Source organism: Sphingomonas sp. DG1-23, assembly GCF_030730875.1.
Taxonomy (GTDB): Bacteria; Pseudomonadota; Alphaproteobacteria; order Sphingomonadales; family Sphingomonadaceae; genus Sphingomonas.
Genome location: NZ_JAVAMA010000005.1, coordinates 49,304 through 71,869, shown reverse-complemented (window position 1 = coordinate 71,869; position 22,566 = coordinate 49,304). Strand labels below are relative to the sequence as shown.

Sequence of the window (22,566 nt, the reverse complement as noted above, 5' to 3'; positions counted from 1 at the left end):
AGGAGTATAGGATGATGCGTCTCGCCGTGCCCGCGTTCCTGCTGCTCGCCGCCTGCACCACCACCGCCGCCACCGAACAGTCCGACGCGCGCGATCGGGCACGGATGACCAGGGCGCTGGCCGGGCTCGTGCCGGGCGAACCGCTGCGCTGCATCCGGCGCGACCAGTTCAACGAGATTCGCACCTTCGACGGCACGATCCTCTATGTCGCAGGGCGGGGACGGATGTGGCGCAACGACGTGGTCGGCCATTGCGAGGGTCTGCGCCGCGGCGACATCCTGGTCTCGAAGACCTTTGGCGGCCAATATTGCGACGGCGACATCATCCAGACGCGATCGCCGATGGGCGGGGTGCTTTCGGGAAGCTGCTCGCTGGGCAAGTTCACGCCCTATACGCGCGACAAAGGGAGATAGGCATGCGACAGGTCCTCATGCTCGCGGCGCTTGCGCTGGCTGGCTGCACCGGCAACGCCGCGCTGCAGGCATCGCGCGAGGCCGAGGCCCAGCGCGACCTGAGCGAGGCGCTGAAGGGCCGCGTGGCCGGCAAGCCGCAGAATTGTCTGTCTTCGCCATCGAGCGTCAACGGCCCGCAGATCGTGGATGCGCGGACGATCCTGTATCGCGACGGCAGGCGGGTGTGGCGCAACGATCTCGCGGCGGATTGCCCGTCGCTCGACCAATACGACATTCTCGTCGTCGAGCTGCACGGATCGCAGATCTGCAAGAACGACCTGTTCCGGCCGGTCGACCCCGGAAGCCGCATCCCGGGCGCCTATTGCCGGTTCGGAGCGTTCACCCCGTACGTGAAGGAATGAACTGAACATCCTCCCTCACGCAGCGGGGGAGGCGGCGCCGAAGGCGACGGAGGGGGCTCCGCAACAGGCGGCTCGCTTGCCGAAGCGCCCCTTCCGTCACGCTGCGCCTGCCACTCCCCCGGTCCCCGGGGGAGGATCTTCTACAGCACGTAGCGGCTCAGATCGGTGTTCCGCGCCACGGCGGCGAGCTGCTTGTCGACATAGGCGGCATCGATCGCGAGGGTCTGGCCCGCGCGGTCCTCGGCGTCGAAGCTGACTTCCTCGAGCAGTTTCTCCATCACCGTCTGCAACCGCCGCGCGCCGATATTCTCGATCTCGCCGTTAACCTCTGCGGCGATCTTTGCAACCGCACGGATACCGTCTTCGGTGAAATCAATTAGCACGCCTTCGGTGCCGAGCAAGGCGGCATATTGCTGGACGAGGCTCGCCTTGGTGTCCGAAAGGATCGCGACGAAATCCTCCTCGGTCAGGGCCTTCAGTTCGACGCGGATCGGCAGGCGGCCCTGGAGCTCGGGGAGCAGATCCGACGGCTTGGCGACGTGGAAGGCGCCGCTCGCGATGAACAGGATGTGATCGGTCTTCATCGGGCCGTACTTCGTGGCCACCGTGGTGCCTTCGATCAGCGGCAGCAGATCGCGCTGGACGCCCTCGCGGCTGACCGAACCGCCGCGCACGTCCGAGACTGCGATCTTGTCGATCTCGTCGAGGAACACGATGCCATTGGCTTCGGCGTCGGCGAGGGCTTGGCGGCTGACCTCGTCCTGGTCGAGGCGCTTGTCGGCCTCTTCCTCGACGAGCTTGTCCCATGCCGCGCGGACATTGAGTTTCCGACGCTTGAGCGGGGTGCCCGACAGGCCCTTCATCATCTCGCCGAGATTGATCATCTGCGCGCCGGCGCCGGGAATGTCGAACGGCATGGCCTGGGCCTGCTCGACCTCGATCTCGATCTCGGTATTGTCGAGCACGCCGTCATGGAAGCGCTGCTTGAACGCCTCGCGGGTCGCGGTCGACGAATCCTTGCCGGTGAGCGCGTCGAGCAGGCGGCCCATCGCCGCTTCCTCGGCCTTGTCCTTGACCGCGGCGCGACGGCGCTCCTTCTCGAGCCGGACCGCCTCCTCGACGAGATCGCGGGCGATCTGCTCGACGTCGCGGCCGACATAGCCGACTTCGGTGAACTTGGTCGCCTCGACCTTGACGAACGGGGCGTCGGCGAGCTTCGCCAGACGGCGGCTGATCTCGGTCTTGCCGCAGCCGGTGGGCCCGATCATCAGGATGTTCTTGGGCGTGACCTCGTCGCGAAGGTCGGCGCTGAGCTGCTGTCGCCGCCAGCGGTTGCGCAGCGCGACCGCGACGGCCTTCTTGGCGTCCTTCTGGCCGATGATGTGCGAGTCGAGGGCGGCGACGATCGCCTTGGGCGTGAGAGCTTCGTTCATGTGGGGATTGGGTTCCGTGCTTCTTCCCGCTCTAGATGTGGGGGCGGGGGCGTGGCTTCAAGCGGTGTGGGGTCGGAGGGTGCGAGCGCAGCGAGCCCAACGGGGCGAGTGGCTGAAAGAAAAGCGCGCGCATCGAGCCCGACCTTTCTTACCCACCCCCGGTCCCCTCCCCCAAGAGGGAGGGGATGTCACTTCAGGTCGCGCTGTCCAGCATCTCTACGGTCAGCCGGTCGTTGGTGTAGACGCAGAGTTCGCCGGCGATCTTCATCGCCTGACGGGCGATCTTCTCGGGGTCGGTCTCGTAATCGACCAGCGCGCGCGCCGCGGCGAGCGCGAAATTGCCGCCCGAGCCGATCGCCGCGACGCCGCCCTCGGGCTCGAGCACGTCGCCATTGCCGGTGACCACCAGAGTCACATCCTTGTCGGCGACGATCAGCATCGCCTCGAGGTTGCGGAGATATTTGTCGGTGCGCCAGTCCTTGGCGAGCTCGACCGCGGCGCGCAGCAGCTGGCCCTGATGGCGCTCGAGCTTGGATTCGAGCCGCTCGAACAGAGTGAAGGCATCGGCGGTCGCGCCGGCAAAGCCTGCGATCACCTTGCCGTCGCCCAGCGGACGGACCTTTCTGGCATTGGGCTTCATCACGGTGTTGCCCGCCGAGACCTGCCCGTCGCCTGCGATGACCACCTTGCCCGATTTGCGCACGGAGAGGATTGTGGTGCCGTGCCACGCATTGCTGTTTTCGCTCATAGGCGGCGGATATGGGGTGATCGATCGGCGCCGCAAAGGGGCAACCCTGGCGAAACAATCCTGTGGCCTATGCGGGCACAGCGACGAGGGAGTTGAGGATGCGTATCGGGATGCGGATGTGGTGGAGCCTGGTGGCGGCGATGGTGCTGGCCGTGGCCGGGCCGGCGATGGCGCAGGCGCCGCTCAAGGTGATGAGCTTCAACATCCGCTACGCCAACGAGAAGGACGGCGCCAATGCGTGGAGCAAGCGCCGCGACGTGACCGTGGCGATGCTCGAAAAGGCCGCGCCCGATCTGTTCGGGACGCAGGAATTGCTCAAGGTGCAGGGCGATTATCTGGTCGCGAAGCTCAAAGGCTATGCATGGTTCGGCGTCGATCGCCGCGGCGGGCATGACGACGAGCATATGGGCATGTTCTACCGGACCGACCGCCTCAAGCTGGTCGAGTCGGGTAATTTCTGGCTGTCCGACACGCCGGATGTGGTGGGCAGCCTGACCTGGGGGCACCCTTTGCCGCGCATGGTGACATGGGGGCTGTTCGAGACGATCAAAGGCGGGCGGCGCTTCTATGCGTTCAACACGCATCTGCCGTATCGCGCCGAGGACGAGGACGCACGCACCAAGGGGGCGGCGCTGATCCTCGAACGGATCGAGGCGATGGCGGGCGACACGCCGGTGGTGCTGACCGGCGACTTCAACACCATTCCCGGCAGCGCGGCCTACCGGACGCTGAGCGCAAGGCTGGAGGATGCGTGGACGGGCGCACCGAAACGCGAAGGGCCGGAGATGACCTTCCACAATTTCACCGGCACTGCCGACAAACGGATCGACTGGATCTTCACGCGCGGTTTCGTGGCCAAGCGGACGGTGACGATCACCGATCATCGGGGCGCAGTGCAGACTTCGGACCACTTCCCGGTGATGACCGAGCTGGGGTGGGTGAAGCGCTGATCGTCATCCCGGCGAACGCCGGGATTTCGCGCCGCGAGCCGTTCGCGTGCCGCCTGAGGTCCCGGCTTTCGCCGGGATGACGGTTTGGAGTAAGCGTCGCCGCATGTCCCATAACGACAATCTCACCGCCGATCGCCCGACCTTCGTCAGCCATCTCGAATGTTCGATGACCGGGGAGCGATACGAGGCCGACCGACTGCACGGGCTGTCGCGGGTCGGGCGGCCGCTGCTGGTGCGCTATGACCTTGATGGTGTGCGGACGGCGCTGAATCCCGAGACGCTTGCCGCGCGGCCCGACGATCTGTGGAAATATCGCGAGCTGCTGCCGGTGCGGCACACCGCGAACATCGTCAGCCTCGGCGAGAGCGCGACGCCGATCGTGCCGCTGGAGAAAGAGCCAGGGAACGTCTGGGTCAAGGACGAGGGGCGGCTGCCTACCGGCTCGTTCAAGGCGCGGGGCCTCGTAATGGCGATCGCGATGGCGAAGGAATTGGGCGTCACCACGATCGCGATGCCGACCAACGGCAATGCCGGGGCCGCGGCGGCCGCCTATGCCGCGCGGGCGGGGATCGAGGCCGTGATTTTCTGTCCCGACGACACACCCGATATCAACGTGCGCGAAATCGCGGCGCAGGGCGCGCGGGTCTATCGGGTCAATGGCCTGATCGACGATTGCGGGAAGCTGGTCGGCGCGGGGAAGGAAGCGCGCGGCTGGTTCGATCTGTCGACGCTCAAGGAGCCGTATCGGATCGAGGGCAAGAAGACGATGGGGCTCGAGCTCGCCGAGCAACTCGGCTGGGAACTGCCCGACGCGATCTTCTACCCCACCGGCGGCGGAACCGGGCTGATCGGGATGTGGAAGGCGTTCGACGAGATGGAGGCGCTGGGCTGGATCGGCAGCAAGCGGCCGAGGATGTACGCAGTGCAAGCCGAGGGTTGCGCGCCGATCGTGCGGGCGTTCGAGGCAGGCGAGCGGCATGCGGTGCGTTGGGAAGATGCCCATACCGTGGCGGCGGGAATCCGCGTGCCGCAGGCAGTGGGCGATTTCCTGATCCTCGACGCGGTGCGCGCGAGCGGGGGTGAGGCGCTGGCGGTGAGCGACGCGGCGTTGATGCAGGCGGTGGACGATGCCGGGAAGCGCGACGGGCTGCTGCTGTGTCCCGAGGGCGGGGCGACGCTGGCAGCGTATCGCGATGCACGGGCGGCGGGGCTGGTCGACGCGGAAGAGAAAGCCGTCCTGTTCAACTGCGCGACGGGGCTGAAATATCCGCTGGCGGATGCGTCCGGATATCTGGACCGGCACGCACCGGTGGATTGGAGCGCTCTTTAGTGCTCCTGCGAAAGCAGGAGTCCAGGGCGGCAAGCGACGTCCTGTGAGACCTTGGGCTCCTGCTTTCGCAGGAGCACGGCTAGCCCAGCACCCGAGTCACGAACTTCGCGCCCATCTCGATGCCCGCTGGATCGACGCCGTGTCCCAGCCCGTGCGAGACATGGCCTTCGAGCGGGAAGCCCAGCCGCCCCAGCTCGGCATGCGCATGGTGGTACGCACTGAGGGGCACGATCGTGTCCGCATCGCCGTGGATCAGCAGCACCGGCGGCTTGCTGCGCACCTCCGTATCGTCGAGCGATGGCCCCGCGATCATTCCCGAATAGCCGAGGATGCCGGCCAGCGGCCGCGCGCGGCGGGGGCCGACATGGAGCGCCATCATCGTACCCTGGCTGAAGCCGGCGAGCACCATCTTGTCCTCCTCCAGCGCATGCTCCGCGAGCAGACCGTCGAGATAGGCGTCGAGCACCGGTGCGGCGTGGCGGGCGCCGGCGGCGAGCGCGGGGCGGCCGAGATCGTGCAGCGCCCACCATTGATAGCCGCCGGGCGCGCCGGGGCAGCGTTCGGGGGCATTGGGCGCGACGAACAGCGTGTCGGGGAGCAACTGGCGCCACATCGGCGCGAGCGAGATCAGGTCGGCACCGTTCGAGCCATAGCCGTGCAGCAGGACGACGATCTGCTTCGGCGCGCCACCCGACGCGGGCGTGAGGCTGGGGCCGTTCAATTGCTGCATTGGCGTGGGAATCCTTAGCCGAGCGGGTAGAGCGCGCCGGCTACCCAGCGCAGTTCGGCACGCAGCACCCCCCATGCGCGTGCTGCGGCGCGGCTGTCCATCGGTTCGATGCCGATCCCGCGGGCGCCCAGCGCCCTGACAAGGGCGGCCGGGGGGCGGACGAGCGTGTCGCCGGTGCCGAGCAGCAGGAATTCGGGCTGCGGATCGAGCGCGAGGACCGGCGCGAGATCGGCCTCGCCGAGTTCGGCGATCGGCGGGGGCGACCAGCCATCGGCGCGCTGCGGCGTGATCAGCAGCCCTTCGTACACGCCTTCGTCGACCCGGAAGCCGCGCCCGGAAAAACCGGAGATCACCGGCCCTTCGGCGCTGCGGCGTTCCATCTTCATCGCGTCGTCCGCTTAGGGCAGGTCGCGCGTCGTCACGCGCTCGGCATTGTCGTCGCCGGTAGCCTTCTGGACGAAGCTGTCGGGCTTGAGGCGCAGCCAGAGCAGGATCGCCGCCGAGACATAGACCGACGAGAAAGTGCCGATGACGATGCCGAGCAGCATCGACGCGGTGAAGCCGAAGATCACCTCGGGCCCGAGCACGAGCAGGATGGTGAGCACGATCCCGATCGACAGGCTGGTGACGACGGTGCGCGACAGCGTCTCGTTGATCGAGAGGTTGAGCAGCGGCACCATCTCCATCTTGCGATATTTGCGCATATTCTCGCGGATGCGATCATAGACCACGATCGTGTCGTTGAGCGAATAGCCGATGATCGTCAGGATCGCCGCGACGACGTTCAGGTCGAATTCGAGCTGGGTGACCGCGAAGAAGCCCAATGTCAGCGCGACGTCGTGGAACAAGGCGAACAAGGCGCCGACGCCGAACTGCCATTCGAAGCTGAACCAGATGTAGAGCGCGATCGCGACCATCGCCACGCCGAGCGCCCAGGCGCCGGTGCGGAACAATTCGTTCGAAACCTTGCCCGAGACGCTCTCCACCCCGGTGACGCGTGCGCCCTGGAAGTTGCTCTCGATCGCCGTGCGCATCTTGGTCGCTGCCGCCTCGGCCGCGGTGTCGCCGCCTTCGGGAAGCGAGGTGCGGATGCCGATTTCCTGCGCGCTGCCGAATTCCTGGATGGTGACGTCGTCGAAACCGATCGACGCCATCCTGGTCCGGATCTCGTCGATCGGGACGGCGCGGTCGAAATGGACGCGCACCGTCTGGCCGCCGACGAAGTCGATGCCGAGATTGAAGCCGCGCACCACGCAGAGCACGATCGAGGCGATGATCAGCAGGATCGACAGCACCATCGCGATGTTCCGGTATTTCAGGAACGGAATGTTGGTGTTGTCGGGGACGAGCTTGAGCGGGAACATGCTTTCGGCCTCAGATCTGGATGGTCTTGGGGCGGTTGCGCTTCAGCCAGTCCGCGACGAGGAGACGGGTGAAGGTGACGCCGGTGAAGACCGAAGTGACGATGCCGATCGCGAGCACGACCGCGAAGCCGCGAATCGGGCCGGAGCCGATCGCGAACATGATCACCGCCGAGATCACGTTGGTGATGTTGGCGTCGAAGATCGCGCGGCTGGCTTCCTTGTAGCCGAACTCGACCGAAGCGAGCGCGTTGCGATTGCGGACGCGCTGCTCCTCGCGGATGCGCTCGTTGATCAGCACGTTGGCGTCGACTGCGGCGCCGATCGTCAGCACGAATCCGGCGATGCCGGGCAAGGTCAGCGTGGCGTTGAAGATCGCCATGATCCCGATGATCATGAACGCATTCACCACCAGCGCGCAGGTCGTATAGACGCCGAACCGGGCATAGGTGACGATCATGAAGAAGATCAGCGCCAGTGTGCCGATCACGCCGGCGAGGATGCCCTTCTGGATCGAATCCTTGCCGAGCTCGGCCGAGACGGTGCGTTCCTCGACGATCCGCAGCTTGACCGGGAGTTTGCCCGAGCGCAGCGAGATCGCGAGCGCGTTGGCGCTCTCGACGGTGAAGCCGCCGTTGATGCGCGCCGCGCCGCCGAGGATCGGCTCGTTGATGTTCGGGGCCGAGATCACCCGGTCGTCGACGATGATCGCGAAAGGCTTGCCGCTGTTTTCCTGCGTCACCTTGGCGAAGCGGCGCGAGCCGACGCCGTCGAGCTGGATGGCGACGCCGGGGGTACCGTCCTGCGGATCATAGTCCTGCCGCGCGTCGACCAGCATGTCGCCGGTGATCATCGCGTTGCGGAACACCGCAATCTGGCCGCCGCCCTCGACCATCGGGAGGACCTGGCTGCCTGCCGGCACGGTGCCCGACTGGATTTGCTGCGGCGTGACGCTGGTGTCGACGAGCTTGAACTCGAGCGTGGCGGTCTCGCCGATCAGCTTCTTGAGCCCTTGCGGATCCTTGAGGCCGGGCACTTCGACGACGATGCGGTTCTTGCCCTGACGGACGACATTGGGCTCGCGCGTGCCGAACTCGTTGATGCGGCGCGAGATGATCTCGCGGGCGTCGTCCATCGCGGTGTTGAGCGCTTCCTCGAGCCCGGCCTGGGTCGGCGTGAGCACGAAGACGGACGAATCGCGCACCGAAATGTCCCAGACGCGCTGACCCGTGAGCCCTGCGCCGCTGCCGGTGATCTCGAGCAGGCGCTCGCGCGCCGCATCGACCTTGCTGGGGTCGCGCACCATGAAGCTCAACTGGCCGTTCTGGACAGAGATGTCGCCGATCTCGATTCGCGGATCGCGGCGCATCACCGCGCGCACCGATTCGCGCATCCCGTCGAGGCGCGCCGCGGCGACGCCCTTGGTGTCGGCTTCATACTGGAGATAGGAGCCGCCGGCGAGATCGAGGCCGAGGCTCACCGAGGGCTGGGGAACCCAGCGCGGCCAGGTGCTGCGGATATTCTCGGGGACGAAGCTGGGGATCGACAGCGCCACGCAGGCGACGATCGTGACGATGACCGCCCAGACTTTCCAGCGGGGAAAATCGAGCATCAGTCGTTCGCGGGCTTGGCGCCGCCCAGCGGGCGCACTTCGGCGAGAGTCGCCTTGATCGCACGGACTTTTACGTTGGTGCCCAGCTCGATCTCGACCTCGGTCTCGTCGACCTTGGTGACCTTGCCGATCAGCCCGCCCGCGGTGACCACCGAATCGCCCTTCTTGACGCCGCCGACCGCATCCTGCAGCGCCTTCATGCGCTTTTGCTGCGGGCGGATCATCAGGAAGTAGAAGACCACGAAGATGAGGACGAGCGGGAGCAGCGACACGATCGCGCCGGCGGTGCTTCCGCCCTGTGCCGCGCCTGCGGCCTGTGCATATGCTGGGGTGGCGAACATGGGTTTTTATTTGCCTGGATTGCGAGACGCGGAACGGCCCCGTTCAAGCGGCGCGCGCTAACATGGCGTACAAAGGCGCGCAACTATTGTCGCAGTCGCTTGCATCCTGCGCCGGACCGGAATAGAGGGCGCACCCTTGGTCGGGGCGTAGCGCAGCCTGGTAGCGCATCACACTGGGGGTGTGGGGGTCGCAGGTTCGAATCCTGTCGCCCCGACCAATTTTACCACACCATTTCAATAGGTTACCCGGGCAGCGCAAGCTGCCCGTTTCCTTGCCCGCGCCGGTGATAAGCAGACCGTAAGCTGTCGCCCGTGACTCGTCGCGCTCATAGCAGCACCCCACGCCCGAGGGCGCAGGGTGCTGGCAGCGTCAGGTCTCAAGGAGAGCGACCCCGCTGCTGGCCCCGATGTTTTAATGGCGAGGGGTCGGTGGCCTTAACCCTCGGCGCGGCGGGTGATGGAACGACCCCCGCGCTGTCTCGCTATCTGAATCTGTCTTCGTCTCCCCGGCAGCCCTGTGCGCCGCTACACAGCCGCAGGCGCAACACGTCCTCTGAGAAGAATGGGCGACGGCACTTGAGGCAGCGGTGCCAGCCCACCTTCCTGACCACGCGGGGCGGGTAATCCTCGTCCAACACCGGCTCGCGGCGCACGCACCCGTCGAACGGCCACGGGTCCGGCTCGATGATACCGATGGCTGCGGCCTGACCACGCATCCGCAACGGCACAGGTGGCCCGGGCGGCGGTGGTGGCGGTGGAGCCTTTGGCGCTGGGGGCGGTGCGGGCTGACTCTGCTCGTGCTGCCACGCTAGTAGCCATGCTGGCTCCTCGTCAGCGGGCATATGCCAGCATCCAAACGCCGCCCGCTTCCCAATCGCGCAGAATGTCGAGGATCGGCAGAAACTCCCCCGCCACCCTACCGGCCTCAACGTCCGCGTATGCAGCGTCGGCGAAGGCTTCGAACGAATTGAAGAGAATGATGATGGGCGACGGTCGCGGTTTCCGAGCACTCTCAATCCGCTTCACGCGGCGTTGGAGCGCCCGGATGCCCGCCACTGTGGTCAGCCCTTCCCGCTGAGCGCCTTGCTCATCTCAATGTCAGCGGCAAGCTGCCCGCCCGCGAGCGCCGCGTTCTCGTCGGCAATGCCGAAATGGCGCTGCACGATGCGGTCGGCATATTCAGCGGGCATCCCGTACTTCTCGGCACGACGAAGCTGCGAAGCAGGAACGTCTGCCTTGCCCTCGGGAACGGTATTGTCAGTCATGGTCGTATCACCTTCAGTTGAGTAAGAATGTCGTATGCTTCGGCGCGAACCTCCCGGTCGTCGCAGTCGCGCATCAGTTCGCACATGCTTGCGACTGCCGTCTGGCGCAGCTCCCCGCGCTCCTGATCGGTCAGGGTCGCCAGCATGTCCGCAAACGGGTTCCAGCGGTCGGTGTGGAGAATGTCGTCGTGACTGATCGGCACGATATAGAGCGGGTGCGAGAACTGGTCCGCGATACCCACAGCCCAGTCCAAGCAGTCGCGATAGGCGCTGATCGGCATGTAGCGGGTTGAGATGGCGGTACGGATGCGCGGGTCGTGGGTCGGACCAGTCCAGCCCACATAGACCAGCACGTCGCTGGCATCTGGCTCGTCGGTGACGACCTTGTTCCGCACCGTGGTTATCGTCGTCATGAGCGGCCTCCGTCGGGGTATGCGTCAATCTGCGCGAAGGCCGTTCGCACTCGGCCTTTTTGCAAGCGGCGCGCAAAATATTCGGAATTACGCTCGGGCATCTGCCGCCGCCTCCAAGGCCTCGATCCGAGCGGCCAGTTCCTCGGTGGCCCGAACGTCCGCGAGCGATTTGATGCTGTCGATGATGAGCCGCCCCACATCGGGCGCGACCGCGCCAGCCGCCACGGCGTCCAGCACCTGGGCAACCTGATCGCTGATCGGCTGGGAGGCGTCGAAGTCGAAGCTGACCTTCTCGGCCTGCGCTTTCACTGACGGCAGGATTTTCGCCAACACGATGCTCGCGGCGTTGGTGTCGCCCTCCAGCGCCTTGCCGACCAGCACGGCGATGATGTTCCGCATCTCGTCGAGCATCTGCTGTGTGGCCAGCAACCGACGATCCGGTACGCCCGCTGGTCGGCCCTTCGGGTTCGGCGACGGACAGCCGGGGATCCATGCCGGGTTGCCCGCACCGCGCACGGGTGGCGCAGGTGGCGGGGGCGCAGGCTTCCAATCCGTGCCCCAAGGGGGAGCGACAGCATTCATCGAACTACCTCGATTTGATTAGAAGAAGCGTCAGACCGGAACGGCGAATGCGGCGTTGGACTCTTTCACCTGCTTTCGCACCATTTCGGGGGTGATCGTCTTGACGAGGATCTGCCGCTTGCCATCCTTCGAATCCTGATAGACCTTGATGTCCCCGACCGCATCGCTGACCGCCTTGGTGAGCATCTTGTATCGGCTGTTCAGCATCTCCGCTGCTGCCTTCATCGCCCGGAGCTTCTTCGCTTCGAGCGGGCGCTGCGCCCCGTGCCATTCCCGGAGGAATTGCGCGCTGGTCTCCGCGTCGATCCCGGACAGGTAATGGCGGCCACCGAGAACCGCCGTGACGGTCATGTCGTCGCCATCGGCAATCGCCTGCCGGATCGCAGTGATCCGCTTCGCCTCGTTGTCCATGCTGCGGAAGTAGGTTCGGATTTCCGACGCCATTGAGGCCGTGGCGCGTTGCTCGACGGGCGCGTTCAAGTCGCGCTCCATCTTTGCGATGTTGGTGTTCAGCGTGTCCACCGTGCGCGACCACGACGCATACACCTTCGTCATCAGCTTGCTGGCGTGGTTGTCGACCGCAATCAGCTGGGCGAATTCGTTCAGGGTCGGGTTGGTCGCTGCCGCCGCTTTGGCATCGTGAATGCTTTTCAGTGCCTCGAACGCCTCGTCCACTGCCGTCTCGGTCGCTCCAAGCAACGGGCGCGTCTCGTCGTCGTAGTCGGCAATCTCACCGGCAATGCCGGGGTGCAGCGTTGGCGAAATGCGGGTGTCGATTTTATCGGACATTTTCGGCTCCGGCTCTCGGATAAGAATTACGGTATGCTTATGCGTACCGAGGCCGCGCGAAGGTCCGCAAGCAATTATATTGTTATTACAATAGCTTAAGTCAGTTCAGGCGCATTAGAACCGAACACAGGGTGTTTGAGCGCCGAGACAGCTCGCCCACGTCTGCGCTACAGCTCTCTTGTTCTGCGGAGAGAGCTGTAAAGATATTTAGCGAGTGGACTTGACACGATTTGAGCGAGCTGTCAGCTATATGACCACGAGCTCGGGGCGAGTGATGAGCGAGCTGTTCGCTCTGGCCCACGCGAGCTCGGTGAAAGGAAATGCCATGTTGGAAGTTCGTATCCCGGCAATGCGCGGCAAGATGGGGAGCCGCACCTACTACTCGTGCCTCATGCCGATGAGCGGCGTGCCGCAGTTCTTCAAGTTCACGAACTGGGCGGGCATCAGCCCGGAAGACCGCGAGCAGCGCGTGCTGAACGAAAAGCGTGTGCCTGACCTGACGAAGTATATCGAGGACAACGAGGACGAATACCTGTTCTCGTCCATCACGGCGTCGTACAAGGCGGAACCGAAGTTCGAACCCTATACCGAGGGCGCGGACATCGGCGTGCTGATACTGCAACTCGGCGATGAACTGATCATCAATGACGGCCAGCATCGTTGCGCCGGCATCGTCAGCGCGCTCGACCGGGGCGTGCCGATCGGCAAGGACGCAATCTCCATTCTGCTTTTCCCGTGGGAGAACACGGATCGCGTGCAGCAGATGTTCTCCGACCTGAATCGCTACGTCCAGAAGACGTCCAAGTCGCTCGACATTCTGTTCGACAAGCGCGACGACATGGCTGCTGCCACGCTCGCGATGATCGACAAGGTGCCGGTCCTCAAGGAGCTGACGGACAAGGAGAACGTGTCGCTCGGCGTCAAGTCCACCAAGCTGTTCACGCTCGCGGCGCTGTATGATGCCAATGTCGATCTGTTGAAGGTGATCGGCAAGAAGAACGACATTGTCGGCAATGCCGAGCTTCTGGCCGAATACTGGAACGAGGTGGCTGCCAATATGCCGGATTGGGGCAGCGTCCTCAGCCAGCACAAGCTCGCGCTGGAACTGCGGCAGGAGAAGATTTCGTCGCACTCCACCGTACTGCGTGCGCTTGGCGGCCTCGGCGCGGACCTGCTCGCGCACGATGACTGGAAGACCAAGCTGGCAATGCTCCAGACCATCGACTGGAGCAAGAAGAACCACGAGTGGGAAAACGTCTGCATCGTTTCCAACTCGGTCGTGTCCAACCGGCAGGCCCGGGCCGCGACGAAGGCGTTCATCAAGGCCAAGCTGGGCCTCAAGCTGACCGACGGCGAAACGAACGCGCTCGCCCAAGCAGCGTAATCGTCAAGCATTGTAATGAGGGGCGGGTCAGCAATGCTGGCCCGCCTTTCGTTTATGACCACATGCGCGGGCGCGCACGTAACGAAACCCCGCAAGGTGGGGAATGTGGTGAAGTGGGGGCAGTGGTGCAAAGTGAGGAGTTGCTAGCACATTCCCCAGTTTCCCCACCTTACAGCACTCCCCCCACTTTCCCCACCCTACTCACTCCTTACCTAGGGTCACGCGCTTCGGTCGGCACATCCACTCGCCGTTGACGTTCTGCTTCTCCATGTGGTCAGCACTATGCTTGTCCCACCAGCTTGCGGAGACGACCTTCTCGCCAACCGCGACCTGCTTCACCGTGCTGACCGGCAACCACTCGTGGTTAGGGTAGAGAACGAAGAACGCCTGCATCCACATGGCAAACGGCGCTTCATACTGGCTCTTGGGTCCACGCGATTTGCCTACAGTGCTGTTCGGGGTGAGCGCCGGGTCGAGTTCGTCCCATGCCGGTCGGGTGGCATAGATCGGCTTGCCATTCCTGTGGTCAACACCAACCTCGACCCGCTCTGTGCGAAACTTCCAAGCTCCGCCCGGATACTCCGGCAGGTTCATCTTCACCTGCATGAACATCTTGGCATGCGGGTCCGGTTCTTCATCTTCAATCCGGGGCTGGTCCATGACAGCGCACAGGCTTCGACACGTCTGAACGAATGCACTGGATCCAAGGACCCGATGCAGCATGGATCGGTTGGTGTCCTTGGCGAAATGCGTCACGCAGACAATCGCGATGTTAAATGCCTGGGCGACGTTCAGCCACGGCTCCAATACCGTGCGAAGCTGCCCGGCGTCATTGAGGTCCACCTTCCGCAGCTTCTGCCCCGGCAAATAGCTGGTGACAGGGTCAATGACGAGCATGGCGAACGGGTCGCCCATGTCACGCGCCTCCGCCAACCCCTTACTCACCGCCTCCAAGTCATCCTGCATGGAGAAGGTGTTGCGCTTGCCCTCCTGCATGACGCCTTGAATCTCAACCACGTTTGCAAGGTTAGCCCCGCAGGCGACAAGCCTCGGCACCGTCATTTCCTCGATACTGTCCTCGCTGCCCAGCCACAGTACCCGTTCGGGCTTCCGCCATGCGTTCGGACAGTCATATTCACCGGGCCAAGGCTTCCCGGTTGTGATGCGGGAGGTCACATCGCTGAGAATAGTCGATTTGCCCGCGCCAGTCTCACCGGCGAAGATCGTAATGTATCCCTTCGGCAGCCATCCGAGCCAAAGCCATTCGATGGCGTGCATCTGCACCCCGCCCAAGCTGCGGAAGACCAGCTCACGCGGCGCATCTGAACCGTCGAGGCCTCGCCTAAGTCGCTCGCGCTTGGTCTTTGCTTCTTCGATGCGCGCATGGTCCGCTACCAGCTTGGCCGTGTATTCCGCCTTAGCTGCACGCTCCTCTGGAGTGCCGAAGCCAAAGTCAGGAAACGCCCCTCTCAGATCAACCATGACGGCACCTCCCGCCGAGGGTCGGGCTACCAGTCAATCTGTCGCCAAAGCCGTCCGCACTCGGCGAATTTTTACGCGGCGCAACAAGTTTCGCAAAAACGTTCGGGGATTGCGGACCGATGGCGGCCCGTCGCACGGTAAGCATGTCGCTGGTCCTTGGACGAGGATGAGGGGCGCTCGGATGAGGCGGTCGGGTGTTGGCGTGCATCCGGCCGCTTTTCGTGACGACCGTCACGCCGACGCATTCCACGGTGCGTTCGCCGCCGAGTAGGCGCTGGTGCTGGCGAAGGTGTTTTCTGCGAGCCACGCCATGACGCGGGACCGCTGGTAGCGGATCGGCGACGAGGGATGCTGGCCCAGCTTGATGAAGGCTGGCCCCTTGCCCTTGCAGCGCCAGATTTCGAGGGTGTTCTTCTTGATGCCGAGAAGCGCGGCGGTCTGCTCGTTGCTGAGCAGATCGTCCAATTCAACTGTGGCCATGATGGGCCTCCAACGAACGTCAAACGCCGCGGGGAACCCAGTGCGGTATCGGGGTGGACCACCTCAAGATTTGGCTTGAGGCCCGTTGAAATTGTGCCCGCTTGGCGGGGACAAGCTGTGTTTTATGCTGCTCGCTTATGGGTCCGCAAGCGACATTTGCCGGGGCGCTCGTCCCGATCCGGGTCCGCACGTTGATCGGCAGAGTCAGCCGAGATTTTTTCTCTCTCTAAGCCGAGGTGGGGGCGATCTCGACGGAGTCGCCGGCCTCGCGCGCTTTTGCCCGAATAGTTCGATTGGACCGACCGAAACCGAATCTCGCTGTAAGGCGGCGTGGGGCGCGATCGGTGCGAGGCCGCCCCTTACCCGGCGGCGCGGCGCGATCACCGCTGTAGCGGCGGCTGCGCGGCCCACCGCGTGTGTCACGCTCGCAGCGGCAGCGCCACCACGTTCGCCCCGGTGGCCTTCGCGCGGACAATCGCGCCCTCGCGCTCGATGTGGTCACTGATGCGCTGCGTCTCCGGGTGCAGGTACTGAAGGCGCTGCGTCTGGAGGTAGTGGCGAGCGGTCACACCCTCGGGAACGTGGTTCGTTAGCAGCTCCATCTTGAACAACTCGACATTGCACGCGGAGAAGCCGACCGTGACATGGGTGCGGCGCAGGTCGTGGGCGGACAGGCCGCTCATGCCCAGCGCCTTGCACAGGCGCTCGAACGGCGCGCGGGTATCCGAGACGTGCCCGGCCTTGCTCCGGGTCGGGAAGACGTACTTGCTGACCGGCTTCCCCAGCTTCTTCGCCTCGTCGGCCAGCTTCTTGCGTTCCTTGAGCAGCGCGACCGCCTGGGACGACAGGGGTAGCCACACCGCGTTGCCGGTCTTGTTATCCTCCTCGCCCAGATGCCACCAGCAATCGGCAGCGTCCTTCCCGAAGTGAACCCGATCCCATGTGAGCGCGGACGCTTCCGTGCGGCGTGCGCCGGTGAGCAGGAGGAAGCGCACCACATCGATAGCGGCGAGCGCATCGCCGTTCTTCGGCGCGAGCCGCATTTCATCCAGCGCGTACCAAGCCTGCCCGACATGGTGCAGTTCGATATGGCGGGTGCGCGGCTCGAAGGTCTTCCAATCGTCCTGCGCCATCGCCTTGACCGGATTGACCGCGATGAGCGGCGACCCGTCCGCACGCGGGTAGCGGCGGTTGGCAAAGTTGATGAGCGTGCGGAGGGTGACGAGCGAGATTTGCGCCTGTCCCGGCGCTGGGCGACCGTCGATGCCGCTCTCGCACATCTCGCGGTGGCGCTGGCGGCAATCCTCAATCGTGATCGACGCGATGGGCTTGTCCGCCCACTTGGCGAACACCTTGTCGATATGCCGGTTCATCTCGGCCTTCGTGCTGTCACGGAGCGGCTGACCGGGGCGGTCGAAGTAAGCGTCTGCGACCTGGCGCAGCGTCACCTTCATCGCCTCGTCCTGCTTCTTGTTGGCGCGGGGATCGCCGCCCTTGCGCATCGTGCGCAGGTGTTCGCGCGCAACGTCCCGCGCCTGATCGACGGTAAACACGCCATACGCACCGATGGTGATGCGAGCTTCCTTGCCGGTTCCCTCGACGCGCCCCTGCACTACGAAGGTGATCTTGCCGGTTGGCGTGATGCGCAGCCCGAACCCCTTCACGTCGGTGTCCCAGTGAAAGGCGTCCTTCGCTTCCGGACGGACCTTATCGACATAACCCTTCGTGAACTTGGCGCGCTTCGGAGCAGTGGTCATTTCGAGCCTCGTAAGCCAGTCATAAGCAACTAGCGTAAAGCTACGGCAATCACCGGAAAGTCTGCAACGACATTCAACGTGTTGTTTTTGAACAGTTTTACAGCGGTGCAAAGCTGCGACAAGCGACGTAAAGTAAGGCTCCTGAACACTGGGGGTGTGGGGGTCGCAGGTTCGAATCCTGTCGCCCCGACCATTTAAATCATAGACTTGGCGGGATGTGCGGCGCTCCTGAGAACGCCATTTCCGCGCTGGCAATCACGCGCTCTACGGGCGATTTGCCGTGTTGTCCGGGGCGAATCAGCGAGGATCGCTGTTCAAAGTTGCTTCCTGCAGACCGCTCCTCCTCGATTACCTCCATCAAGCGAGCTGGGAAGGGGGCGGGTCGGCTGTCGCGATCATGTCGCAGAGGAAATGGAAGGCTGCTGAAGCGCCGGCTTCGCGCCCTGATCTATGCCATTCGGCATGCGTCGAACGCTGAGGCGGTCCGACCGGGGCTATGAAGCTCACCGCGACTGCCGTGGTGACCGCCATGTCGATTGCCCATGTCCCTAGCAAAGCATCGAGCCGCCACTGTCGCTATCGGAAAACTGCCGGAACCAGCGAAAGCAGCAAGCGACACGCCGCTTGCGGCGACCAGGCCGCATCGGCTGTGGTAAAAGGCCATGCCGCCCCCCGGACAATGAACGCGACAAGCGGCGAGCGATTTGGTGCCGGGGCAGGGTTGGCGGCAGGCCAAACTCCACACCCTCATAGGGCGCCCGACGTCTCCAGCTCCACAAATAGATCCTGTACGGCTTGCTTTGATGTCGAGACGTCGGCGCATTTTATATACGACGTAGTCAGAAGATATTGGTAGCGTTCTCCAGCTTTTACGTCGTAAGCCGTCATATTATAGAATAATTTTGCTTCCACATTTGGCTTGATGACAAAGTACGGCCCAGCGGTGTTCCAACTTTGCGATTGTTCACTATGTATCTTGGAAGGGAGCATCTTGCCGGCTTTGCGCAGATACAAATTTCCATAGCTGGAGTCGGCATAAAGCGCAGGAACGCAGATCGTTTCGCTAGTTTTGTTGTTGATCACCAGGCGAAAAGATTCTGCGCCGTCCCGTACCAGATCGATCGACGCGGTCGGGCCCTCGGATTGCTTGCAAGCGACGACCGACAGGCAATAGAATATTGCGGCAATGACATATCTGGTATTTCGCATCAAATTCCATCCGAGACGTGAAATGTTCTGGATGACTATATAATAGATCGTCGTCCTTCCAACGAACTCCGCTCAACACGGCGCCTCGGCCATGGTCGCAGCTGTCCTCCGACAGCCCTGCCTGCCTCATGGTGCGCTTCACAGGCGATGCCCTGCTGCTTTTGGCGCCTTTGATCGAACGCGTAGGGGTTCGCCAGCAAGCGCATGCCGGGCACCCGAACCGCGGGAGGACCGATCCGGCGCCGGGCTCGCCGACGCGCTTGGCCTCACCAGCGTGTACATCAACCGCACGCTTCAGGCGATGCGCCGCGACGGCGCCGTCACCCCGCGCTCGGGCAATGTGGTGCTCAGCGACCCCGAACGGCTGGCGATATCGGTGGATTGCCGGCCGACACGCGTAACGTCACGCTGACGGCCGCAAGCTCAAGGAAAAGCTGTAATTAACGTGTGTTAGGACGATTTGCTCCGTGATGGAGGGAAATCCGTCGCGTCTTGCCCGTTATGGTTGAACACAATTTCGGAGAGGCTTTGCGTGGCTGACGACAAGACGCAGGCCGGGGGCCAGGATCGCGCCCGGATCAACCTGAACGAAGATTATGAGGTGCGCGACTGGACGAGTTCGCTCGGCGTGTCGCGCGAGCGGCTGCAGGAGGCCGTGGAGGCTGTCGGCGATCGTGCCGACGATGTCCGCGAGTGGCTCAAGAGCCGGTGATGTTCGAACGGGTCGACCGCGCCTATCTCGAGAGACGGCTCGAGCTCTGTCGCGAAAAGGCAGTCGAGACCGACGATCCCGGTTTGGCCCGCGTCTATCGCAACTTTGCCGATCAATATGCCCGCGCGCTGGCGGCCGAGTTCGGCGGTCAGGCTGGGTCCGAGGAACCCGTGCCTCCGTTCATGCTCCAGCGCTAGCGATCCTCGCGACACCGCGGATCGCCGTTCCCATCAAGAGGTCCCATGAAGCTCGAATTTCCGGAACAGGGCGGCAGCGCCGCGCTCGTCGAACTGCGACCTTGGCAAGTCACCGGCGAGACGCGCCGGCTGACCGATGTGATGCTGTCGCGCCCCGACTTTCTCGCACCGGTTCCCTGCTGCTCGGTCACCCGCGAGAGCCTGCGCGACGGCTTCGAAACCGATCGTTTGCGGGCGCTCGGCCAGCATCGCGCATTGCAGCGCGTCCTCGAAATGCACGGCGTGCGCTGCCATTTCGTGCCTGCGATCGAAGCCGCGCCCGATCTCTCTTTTACCCGGGATGTCGCGGTGACGACGCCGTGGGGCCTTGTCGCGCTCAATCCCGCGCTGCCGCATCGGCGCGACGAAGTCGATTGCCTCGTCGCGGCCGCCGGCGATCTCGGCGCGCATCCGGTCCTGCGCATCGCGGCGGGCGTGATCGAAGGCGGCGATGTCGCGGTCGTCCGGCCGGGCCTCGTCGTGATCGGCTGTTCGGGCGAGCGTACCGACGCCGCGGGCGCAGCGGCGCTCGCGGGGCTGTTCGCGAATTTCGGCTGGGAAGCATTGCTGGTCCCGTTCGACCCGCATTTCCTGCACCTCGACACCGTCTTCTGCATGCTCGACGAACGCACCGCGCTCGCATGCGTCGACGTGCTCGACGACGGGTTCGCGGACGCAATGGCGGCGTACGGCATTCGGCTATTGCCGGTCAGCTACAAGGAAGCGCGCGGGCTCGGCTGCAACATCCTCTCGATCGACGGCAGCACGATCGTAATGGCGGCCGGCCATGACCGGGTGACGCGGTCGATCGCCGATGCGGGCTTCGATCCGGTCGCGGTCGACATTTCCGAATTCACTGCCTGTGGCGGCGGCATCCATTGCCTGACCATGCCGCTCGCCCGCATTGCCGACTGACTTCTTTTCGCCCGAGAGGATCGCCGCATGGATTACAAGAAGCTGGGTCTCGGACTGGGGCTGTTCTCGATCGCGCTCGGTGCCGTCGAGCTGATCGCGTCGCGGCGGATCGCGAAAGCGCTGGGCCCGGGCGCCCGACGCGACGTCGTCCAGGCATTCGGCGTGCGCGAGATCGCCGCGGGCGCAACGCTGCTCGCTGCACCGGCGCATGCCACTGCGGTGTGGAACCGGGTCGGCGGCGACGTCATGGATCTGGGCGCGCTCGGTGTCGCGGCACGAAAGGCGCCGGCGAACAAGGTGATCTGGGGAGCGTTGGCGTTCGTCGTCGCGGCAACCGCGCTCGACATGGTCACTGCGCTCGGCCTCGATCGCGAGACGGGGAAGACGCTGCCGTTACGTGGCTAGGCGCGGCGCCGTTGGCAGGTAACGGGCGAGCAGCAGCAACGCGGGTGCCCGCATGCACCAGATCGCCCGGGCCCACATGATGAGCGGCGAACTGCTGGTTCTCCCTGGGCGTCAGCCCGAATGGCATCATCCCCATCGCGGCATAACCGCGCGATCCAACCGCCGCCAGGGGCTGGGGCAATATGACCGCGGCGCTCAAGGTTACGACAAGAACGCGGCCTCACCTTCGTCTTCGCGCTGCCGAAGACCTGAGCTGACCGCTGGCTCTGTCGCTCGCGGCGAGCACCCCTCGACGCGTCGAACCCACGTCGCATCGTTGTGACTAGTCAGATGTACTTATCTACATTAAGGTAATAATCGAAAATATCGATCAATCACGATTTGGTAATAACGTTGTCATGCTAGAACAAGGCGCAATTGTTCGTGCCATGCCGCGGATTTATAATCTGGTATAAGATTAAAAATATTCTTTGTTTTGTCGCCGGGGCAACCTCCAGGCCTCTTTTCCGGTTTTGCAGTATCAGGAGGTGGCGCGATGTTCATGCACAACAAGCGACTGCAATATACCGTCCGGGTCTCGGAGCCGAACCCGAAACTGGCATGCATGCTGCTCGAGCAGTTTGGCGGTGCCGATGGCGAACTCGCGGCAGCGATGCGCTACTTCACGCAGGGCCTGGGCGAGGAGGATCCCGGCCGCAAGGACATGCTGCTCGACATCGCCACCGAGGAACTGAGCCATCTCGAAGTGATCGGATCGATCGTGGCGATGCTCAACAAGGGCGCCAAGGCGCAGTTGTCCGAAGCACAGCAATCCGAGGCCGAATTGTACGCGATGGTCGGTCAGACCGGGACCAGCGCCAAGGAATCGATCCTGTTCGGCGGTGGCCCCGCCCTGATCGATTCCGCGGGGGTTCCATGGACTGCCGCCTATGTTGACTCGCGGTCGGAGCCGACGGTCGATCTGCGCTCGAATATCGCGGCGGAATCGCGGGCCAAGATCGTCTACGAGCGGCTGATCAACATCACCGACGACCCCGGCATCAAGGAGGCGCTCGGCTTTTTGATGACGCGCGAGGTCGCGCATCAGAAGTCGTTCGAGAAAGCGCTCTATGCGATCGAGAACAATTTCCCGCCGGGCAAGCTGCCGGGGATCGAGCAGTTCGCGAATGTCTATGTAAACGCTTCGCAGGGCGAGGGCGACGAGACCGGTCCGTGGAACTCGGGCGAGCAATGGGAGCGGATCGACGACCTCGAGCAGACCATGCCGATCGACGGCGGCGACGGCAGCGCAACGGTGGCGCTCGGCGAGGAGGATCAGGCGGCGCTACGCCAGCTGATGATCCGCGGCAAATCGTCCACCGGCAAGGACCCGACGACTGGAGCCGACCTCGGCGCAGGTCCGGGCGCGGGCAAGACCAAGCCGGTTCCCGAAGAAGCACTGTAAGGAGCGCGCATGGCGAGGCTTGAACGCGGTGCACGACATTTTCGTCACCGGTCTGAAGACGCGCATGCGCTCGCCGCGAGCCACCAGGTCGCTGGATAGCTCTCCCGGCGGGCGATCTCGGCGCCCGCATTGCGGGAACGGCAGTGCCCTGCCGTTCCCGCATTTTGCCCGCTT

Annotated in this window: 27 protein-coding genes and 1 tRNA gene; 12 read left to right on the top strand and 16 right to left on the bottom strand. The window is 64.1% G+C overall.

Annotation, left to right across the window (positions count from 1 at the left end):
• Nucleotides 1–11 precede the first annotated feature (11 nt).
• Nucleotides 12–413 (top strand): hypothetical protein, encoded by a 402-nt coding sequence (locus Q9Q95_RS09935; protein ID WP_306096505.1) that lies wholly within the window; start codon nt 12–14, stop codon nt 411–413.
• A 2-nt stretch (nt 414–415) separates the two neighbouring features.
• Nucleotides 416–814 (top strand): hypothetical protein, encoded by a 399-nt coding sequence (locus Q9Q95_RS09930; protein ID WP_306096502.1) that lies wholly within the window; start codon nt 416–418, stop codon nt 812–814.
• A 140-nt stretch (nt 815–954) separates the two neighbouring features.
• Here Q9Q95_RS09930 and hslU read toward each other — a convergent pair whose 3' ends face one another.
• Complete coding sequence (gene hslU / locus Q9Q95_RS09925; RefSeq protein WP_306096500.1) at nt 955–2,247, bottom strand: ATP-dependent protease ATPase subunit HslU; 1,293 nt, start codon at nt 2,245–2,247, stop codon at nt 955–957.
• A gap of 193 nt (nt 2,248–2,440) precedes the next feature.
• On the bottom strand, nt 2,441–2,995 hold the full coding sequence (gene hslV, locus Q9Q95_RS09920; RefSeq protein WP_306096498.1) for an ATP-dependent protease subunit HslV: 555 nt from the start codon (nt 2,993–2,995) through the stop codon (nt 2,441–2,443).
• Nucleotides 2,996–3,093: 98 nt separating this feature from the next.
• On the opposite strand from hslV, the gene Q9Q95_RS09915 reads away from it, so the two are divergent.
• Both Q9Q95_RS09915 and Q9Q95_RS09910 read left to right on the top strand, forming a co-directional pair.
• Nucleotides 3,094–3,945: an endonuclease/exonuclease/phosphatase family protein gene (locus Q9Q95_RS09915; protein WP_306096496.1), complete on the top strand. Its 852-nt coding sequence runs from the start codon at nt 3,094–3,096 to the stop codon at nt 3,943–3,945.
• A gap of 103 nt (nt 3,946–4,048) precedes the next feature.
• Nucleotides 4,049–5,275, top strand: coding sequence for a threonine synthase (locus tag Q9Q95_RS09910; protein WP_306096494.1), 1,227 nt, complete (start codon nt 4,049–4,051; stop codon nt 5,273–5,275).
• A gap of 79 nt (nt 5,276–5,354) precedes the next feature.
• Here the strand turns inward: Q9Q95_RS09910 and Q9Q95_RS09905 are convergent, their stop codons facing one another.
• The 5 genes from Q9Q95_RS09905 to yajC are packed head-to-tail and all read right to left on the bottom strand — an operon-like array spanning nt 5,355 to nt 9,319.
• Nucleotides 5,355–6,005 carry an alpha/beta hydrolase gene (locus Q9Q95_RS09905; protein WP_306096492.1) on the bottom strand — a complete coding sequence of 217 codons (651 nt, stop codon included), beginning with the start codon at nt 6,003–6,005 and terminating at the stop codon, nt 5,355–5,357.
• Nucleotides 6,006–6,019: 14 nt separating this feature from the next.
• Nucleotides 6,020–6,391: an Mth938-like domain-containing protein gene (locus Q9Q95_RS09900; protein WP_306096490.1), complete on the bottom strand. Its 372-nt coding sequence runs from the start codon at nt 6,389–6,391 to the stop codon at nt 6,020–6,022.
• Between the two features lie 12 nt (nt 6,392–6,403).
• Entirely contained in the window at nt 6,404–7,369 is a 966-nt protein-coding gene (gene secF, locus Q9Q95_RS09895; protein WP_306096488.1) for a protein translocase subunit SecF, read from the bottom strand.
• 10 nt (nt 7,370–7,379) lie between these two features.
• Nucleotides 7,380–8,978: a protein translocase subunit SecD gene (gene secD, locus Q9Q95_RS09890; protein ID WP_306096486.1), complete on the bottom strand. Its 1,599-nt coding sequence runs from the start codon at nt 8,976–8,978 to the stop codon at nt 7,380–7,382.
• Nucleotides 8,978–9,319: a preprotein translocase subunit YajC gene (gene yajC, locus Q9Q95_RS09885; protein ID WP_306096484.1), complete on the bottom strand. Its 342-nt coding sequence runs from the start codon at nt 9,317–9,319 to the stop codon at nt 8,978–8,980. Before yajC ends, secD begins: the two co-directional genes overlap by 1 nt.
• 141 nt (nt 9,320–9,460) lie before the next feature.
• On the opposite strand from yajC, the gene Q9Q95_RS09880 reads away from it, so the two are divergent.
• Nucleotides 9,461–9,537 (top strand) — tRNA-Pro (locus Q9Q95_RS09880).
• 613 nt (nt 9,538–10,150) lie between these two features.
• Here Q9Q95_RS09880 and Q9Q95_RS09875 read toward each other — a convergent pair.
• From Q9Q95_RS09875 to Q9Q95_RS09855, 5 genes are all read right to left on the bottom strand, one after another.
• Nucleotides 10,151–10,375 (bottom strand): hypothetical protein, encoded by a 225-nt coding sequence (locus Q9Q95_RS09875; protein ID WP_306096482.1) that lies wholly within the window; start codon nt 10,373–10,375, stop codon nt 10,151–10,153.
• Between the two features lie 5 nt (nt 10,376–10,380).
• A complete protein-coding gene (locus Q9Q95_RS09870) occupies nt 10,381–10,584 on the bottom strand; it encodes a hypothetical protein (protein WP_306096480.1) in 204 nt (67 codons plus the stop codon).
• On the bottom strand, nt 10,581–10,997 hold the full coding sequence (locus Q9Q95_RS09865) for a hypothetical protein (RefSeq protein ID WP_306096478.1): 417 nt from the start codon (nt 10,995–10,997) through the stop codon (nt 10,581–10,583). Before Q9Q95_RS09865 ends, Q9Q95_RS09870 begins: the two co-directional genes overlap by 4 nt.
• An 87-nt stretch (nt 10,998–11,084) precedes the next feature.
• Entirely contained in the window at nt 11,085–11,426 is a 342-nt protein-coding gene (locus tag Q9Q95_RS09860; protein WP_306096476.1) for a hypothetical protein, read from the bottom strand.
• 183 nt (nt 11,427–11,609) lie between these two features.
• The gene (locus tag Q9Q95_RS09855) at nt 11,610–12,368 is read right to left on the bottom strand and encodes a hypothetical protein (RefSeq protein WP_306096474.1); all 759 of its coding nucleotides are present in this window, start codon (nt 12,366–12,368) and stop codon (nt 11,610–11,612) included.
• Between the two features lie 274 nt (nt 12,369–12,642).
• On the opposite strand from Q9Q95_RS09855, the gene Q9Q95_RS09850 reads away from it, so the two are divergent.
• Nucleotides 12,643–13,752, top strand: a complete 1,110-nt coding sequence (locus Q9Q95_RS09850) for a DNA sulfur modification protein DndB (protein WP_306096472.1) — start codon at nt 12,643–12,645, stop codon at nt 13,750–13,752.
• A gap of 201 nt (nt 13,753–13,953) precedes the next feature.
• Here Q9Q95_RS09850 and Q9Q95_RS09845 read toward each other — a convergent pair whose 3' ends face one another.
• The 4 genes from Q9Q95_RS09845 to Q9Q95_RS09830 all read right to left on the bottom strand — a co-directional run bounded on the left by Q9Q95_RS09845 (nt 13,954) and on the right by Q9Q95_RS09830 (nt 18,680).
• Nucleotides 13,954–15,234 carry an AAA family ATPase gene (locus Q9Q95_RS09845; RefSeq protein WP_306096470.1) on the bottom strand — a complete coding sequence of 427 codons (1,281 nt, stop codon included), beginning with the start codon at nt 15,232–15,234 and terminating at the stop codon, nt 13,954–13,956.
• 231 nt (nt 15,235–15,465) lie between these two features.
• Nucleotides 15,466–15,714, bottom strand: a complete 249-nt coding sequence (locus Q9Q95_RS09840; RefSeq protein ID WP_306096468.1) for an AlpA family transcriptional regulator — start codon at nt 15,712–15,714, stop codon at nt 15,466–15,468.
• Between the two features lie 419 nt (nt 15,715–16,133).
• On the bottom strand, nt 16,134–17,471 hold the full coding sequence (locus tag Q9Q95_RS09835; RefSeq protein ID WP_306096466.1) for an integrase family protein: 1,338 nt from the start codon (nt 17,469–17,471) through the stop codon (nt 16,134–16,136).
• A 747-nt stretch (nt 17,472–18,218) separates the two neighbouring features.
• Nucleotides 18,219–18,680 carry a hypothetical protein gene (locus tag Q9Q95_RS09830; RefSeq protein ID WP_306096463.1) on the bottom strand — a complete coding sequence of 154 codons (462 nt, stop codon included), beginning with the start codon at nt 18,678–18,680 and terminating at the stop codon, nt 18,219–18,221.
• A gap of 91 nt (nt 18,681–18,771) precedes the next feature.
• Here Q9Q95_RS09830 and Q9Q95_RS09825 point away from each other — a divergent pair, with 91 nt between their 5' ends.
• The 6 genes from Q9Q95_RS09825 (at nt 18,772) to Q9Q95_RS09800 (ending at nt 22,392) form a co-directional block, all read left to right on the top strand.
• Nucleotides 18,772–19,092, top strand: a complete 321-nt coding sequence (locus Q9Q95_RS09825; RefSeq protein ID WP_306096461.1) for a helix-turn-helix domain-containing protein — start codon at nt 18,772–18,774, stop codon at nt 19,090–19,092.
• Nucleotides 19,093–19,212: 120 nt separating this feature from the next.
• Nucleotides 19,213–19,392: a DUF3606 domain-containing protein gene (locus Q9Q95_RS09820; protein ID WP_306096460.1), complete on the top strand. Its 180-nt coding sequence runs from the start codon at nt 19,213–19,215 to the stop codon at nt 19,390–19,392.
• On the top strand, nt 19,392–19,589 hold the full coding sequence (locus Q9Q95_RS09815; RefSeq protein WP_306096458.1) for a hypothetical protein: 198 nt from the start codon (nt 19,392–19,394) through the stop codon (nt 19,587–19,589). The genes Q9Q95_RS09820 and Q9Q95_RS09815 overlap by 1 nt, the downstream gene beginning before the upstream one ends.
• A 45-nt stretch (nt 19,590–19,634) precedes the next feature.
• Nucleotides 19,635–20,543, top strand: coding sequence for a dimethylarginine dimethylaminohydrolase family protein (locus Q9Q95_RS09810; RefSeq protein ID WP_306096456.1), 909 nt, complete (start codon nt 19,635–19,637; stop codon nt 20,541–20,543).
• 27 nt (nt 20,544–20,570) lie between these two features.
• On the top strand, nt 20,571–20,948 hold the full coding sequence (locus Q9Q95_RS09805) for a hypothetical protein (RefSeq protein ID WP_306096454.1): 378 nt from the start codon (nt 20,571–20,573) through the stop codon (nt 20,946–20,948).
• A 535-nt stretch (nt 20,949–21,483) separates the two neighbouring features.
• Nucleotides 21,484–22,392, top strand: coding sequence for a manganese catalase family protein (locus tag Q9Q95_RS09800; protein ID WP_306096451.1), 909 nt, complete (start codon nt 21,484–21,486; stop codon nt 22,390–22,392).
• Nucleotides 22,393–22,566 lie beyond the last annotated feature (174 nt).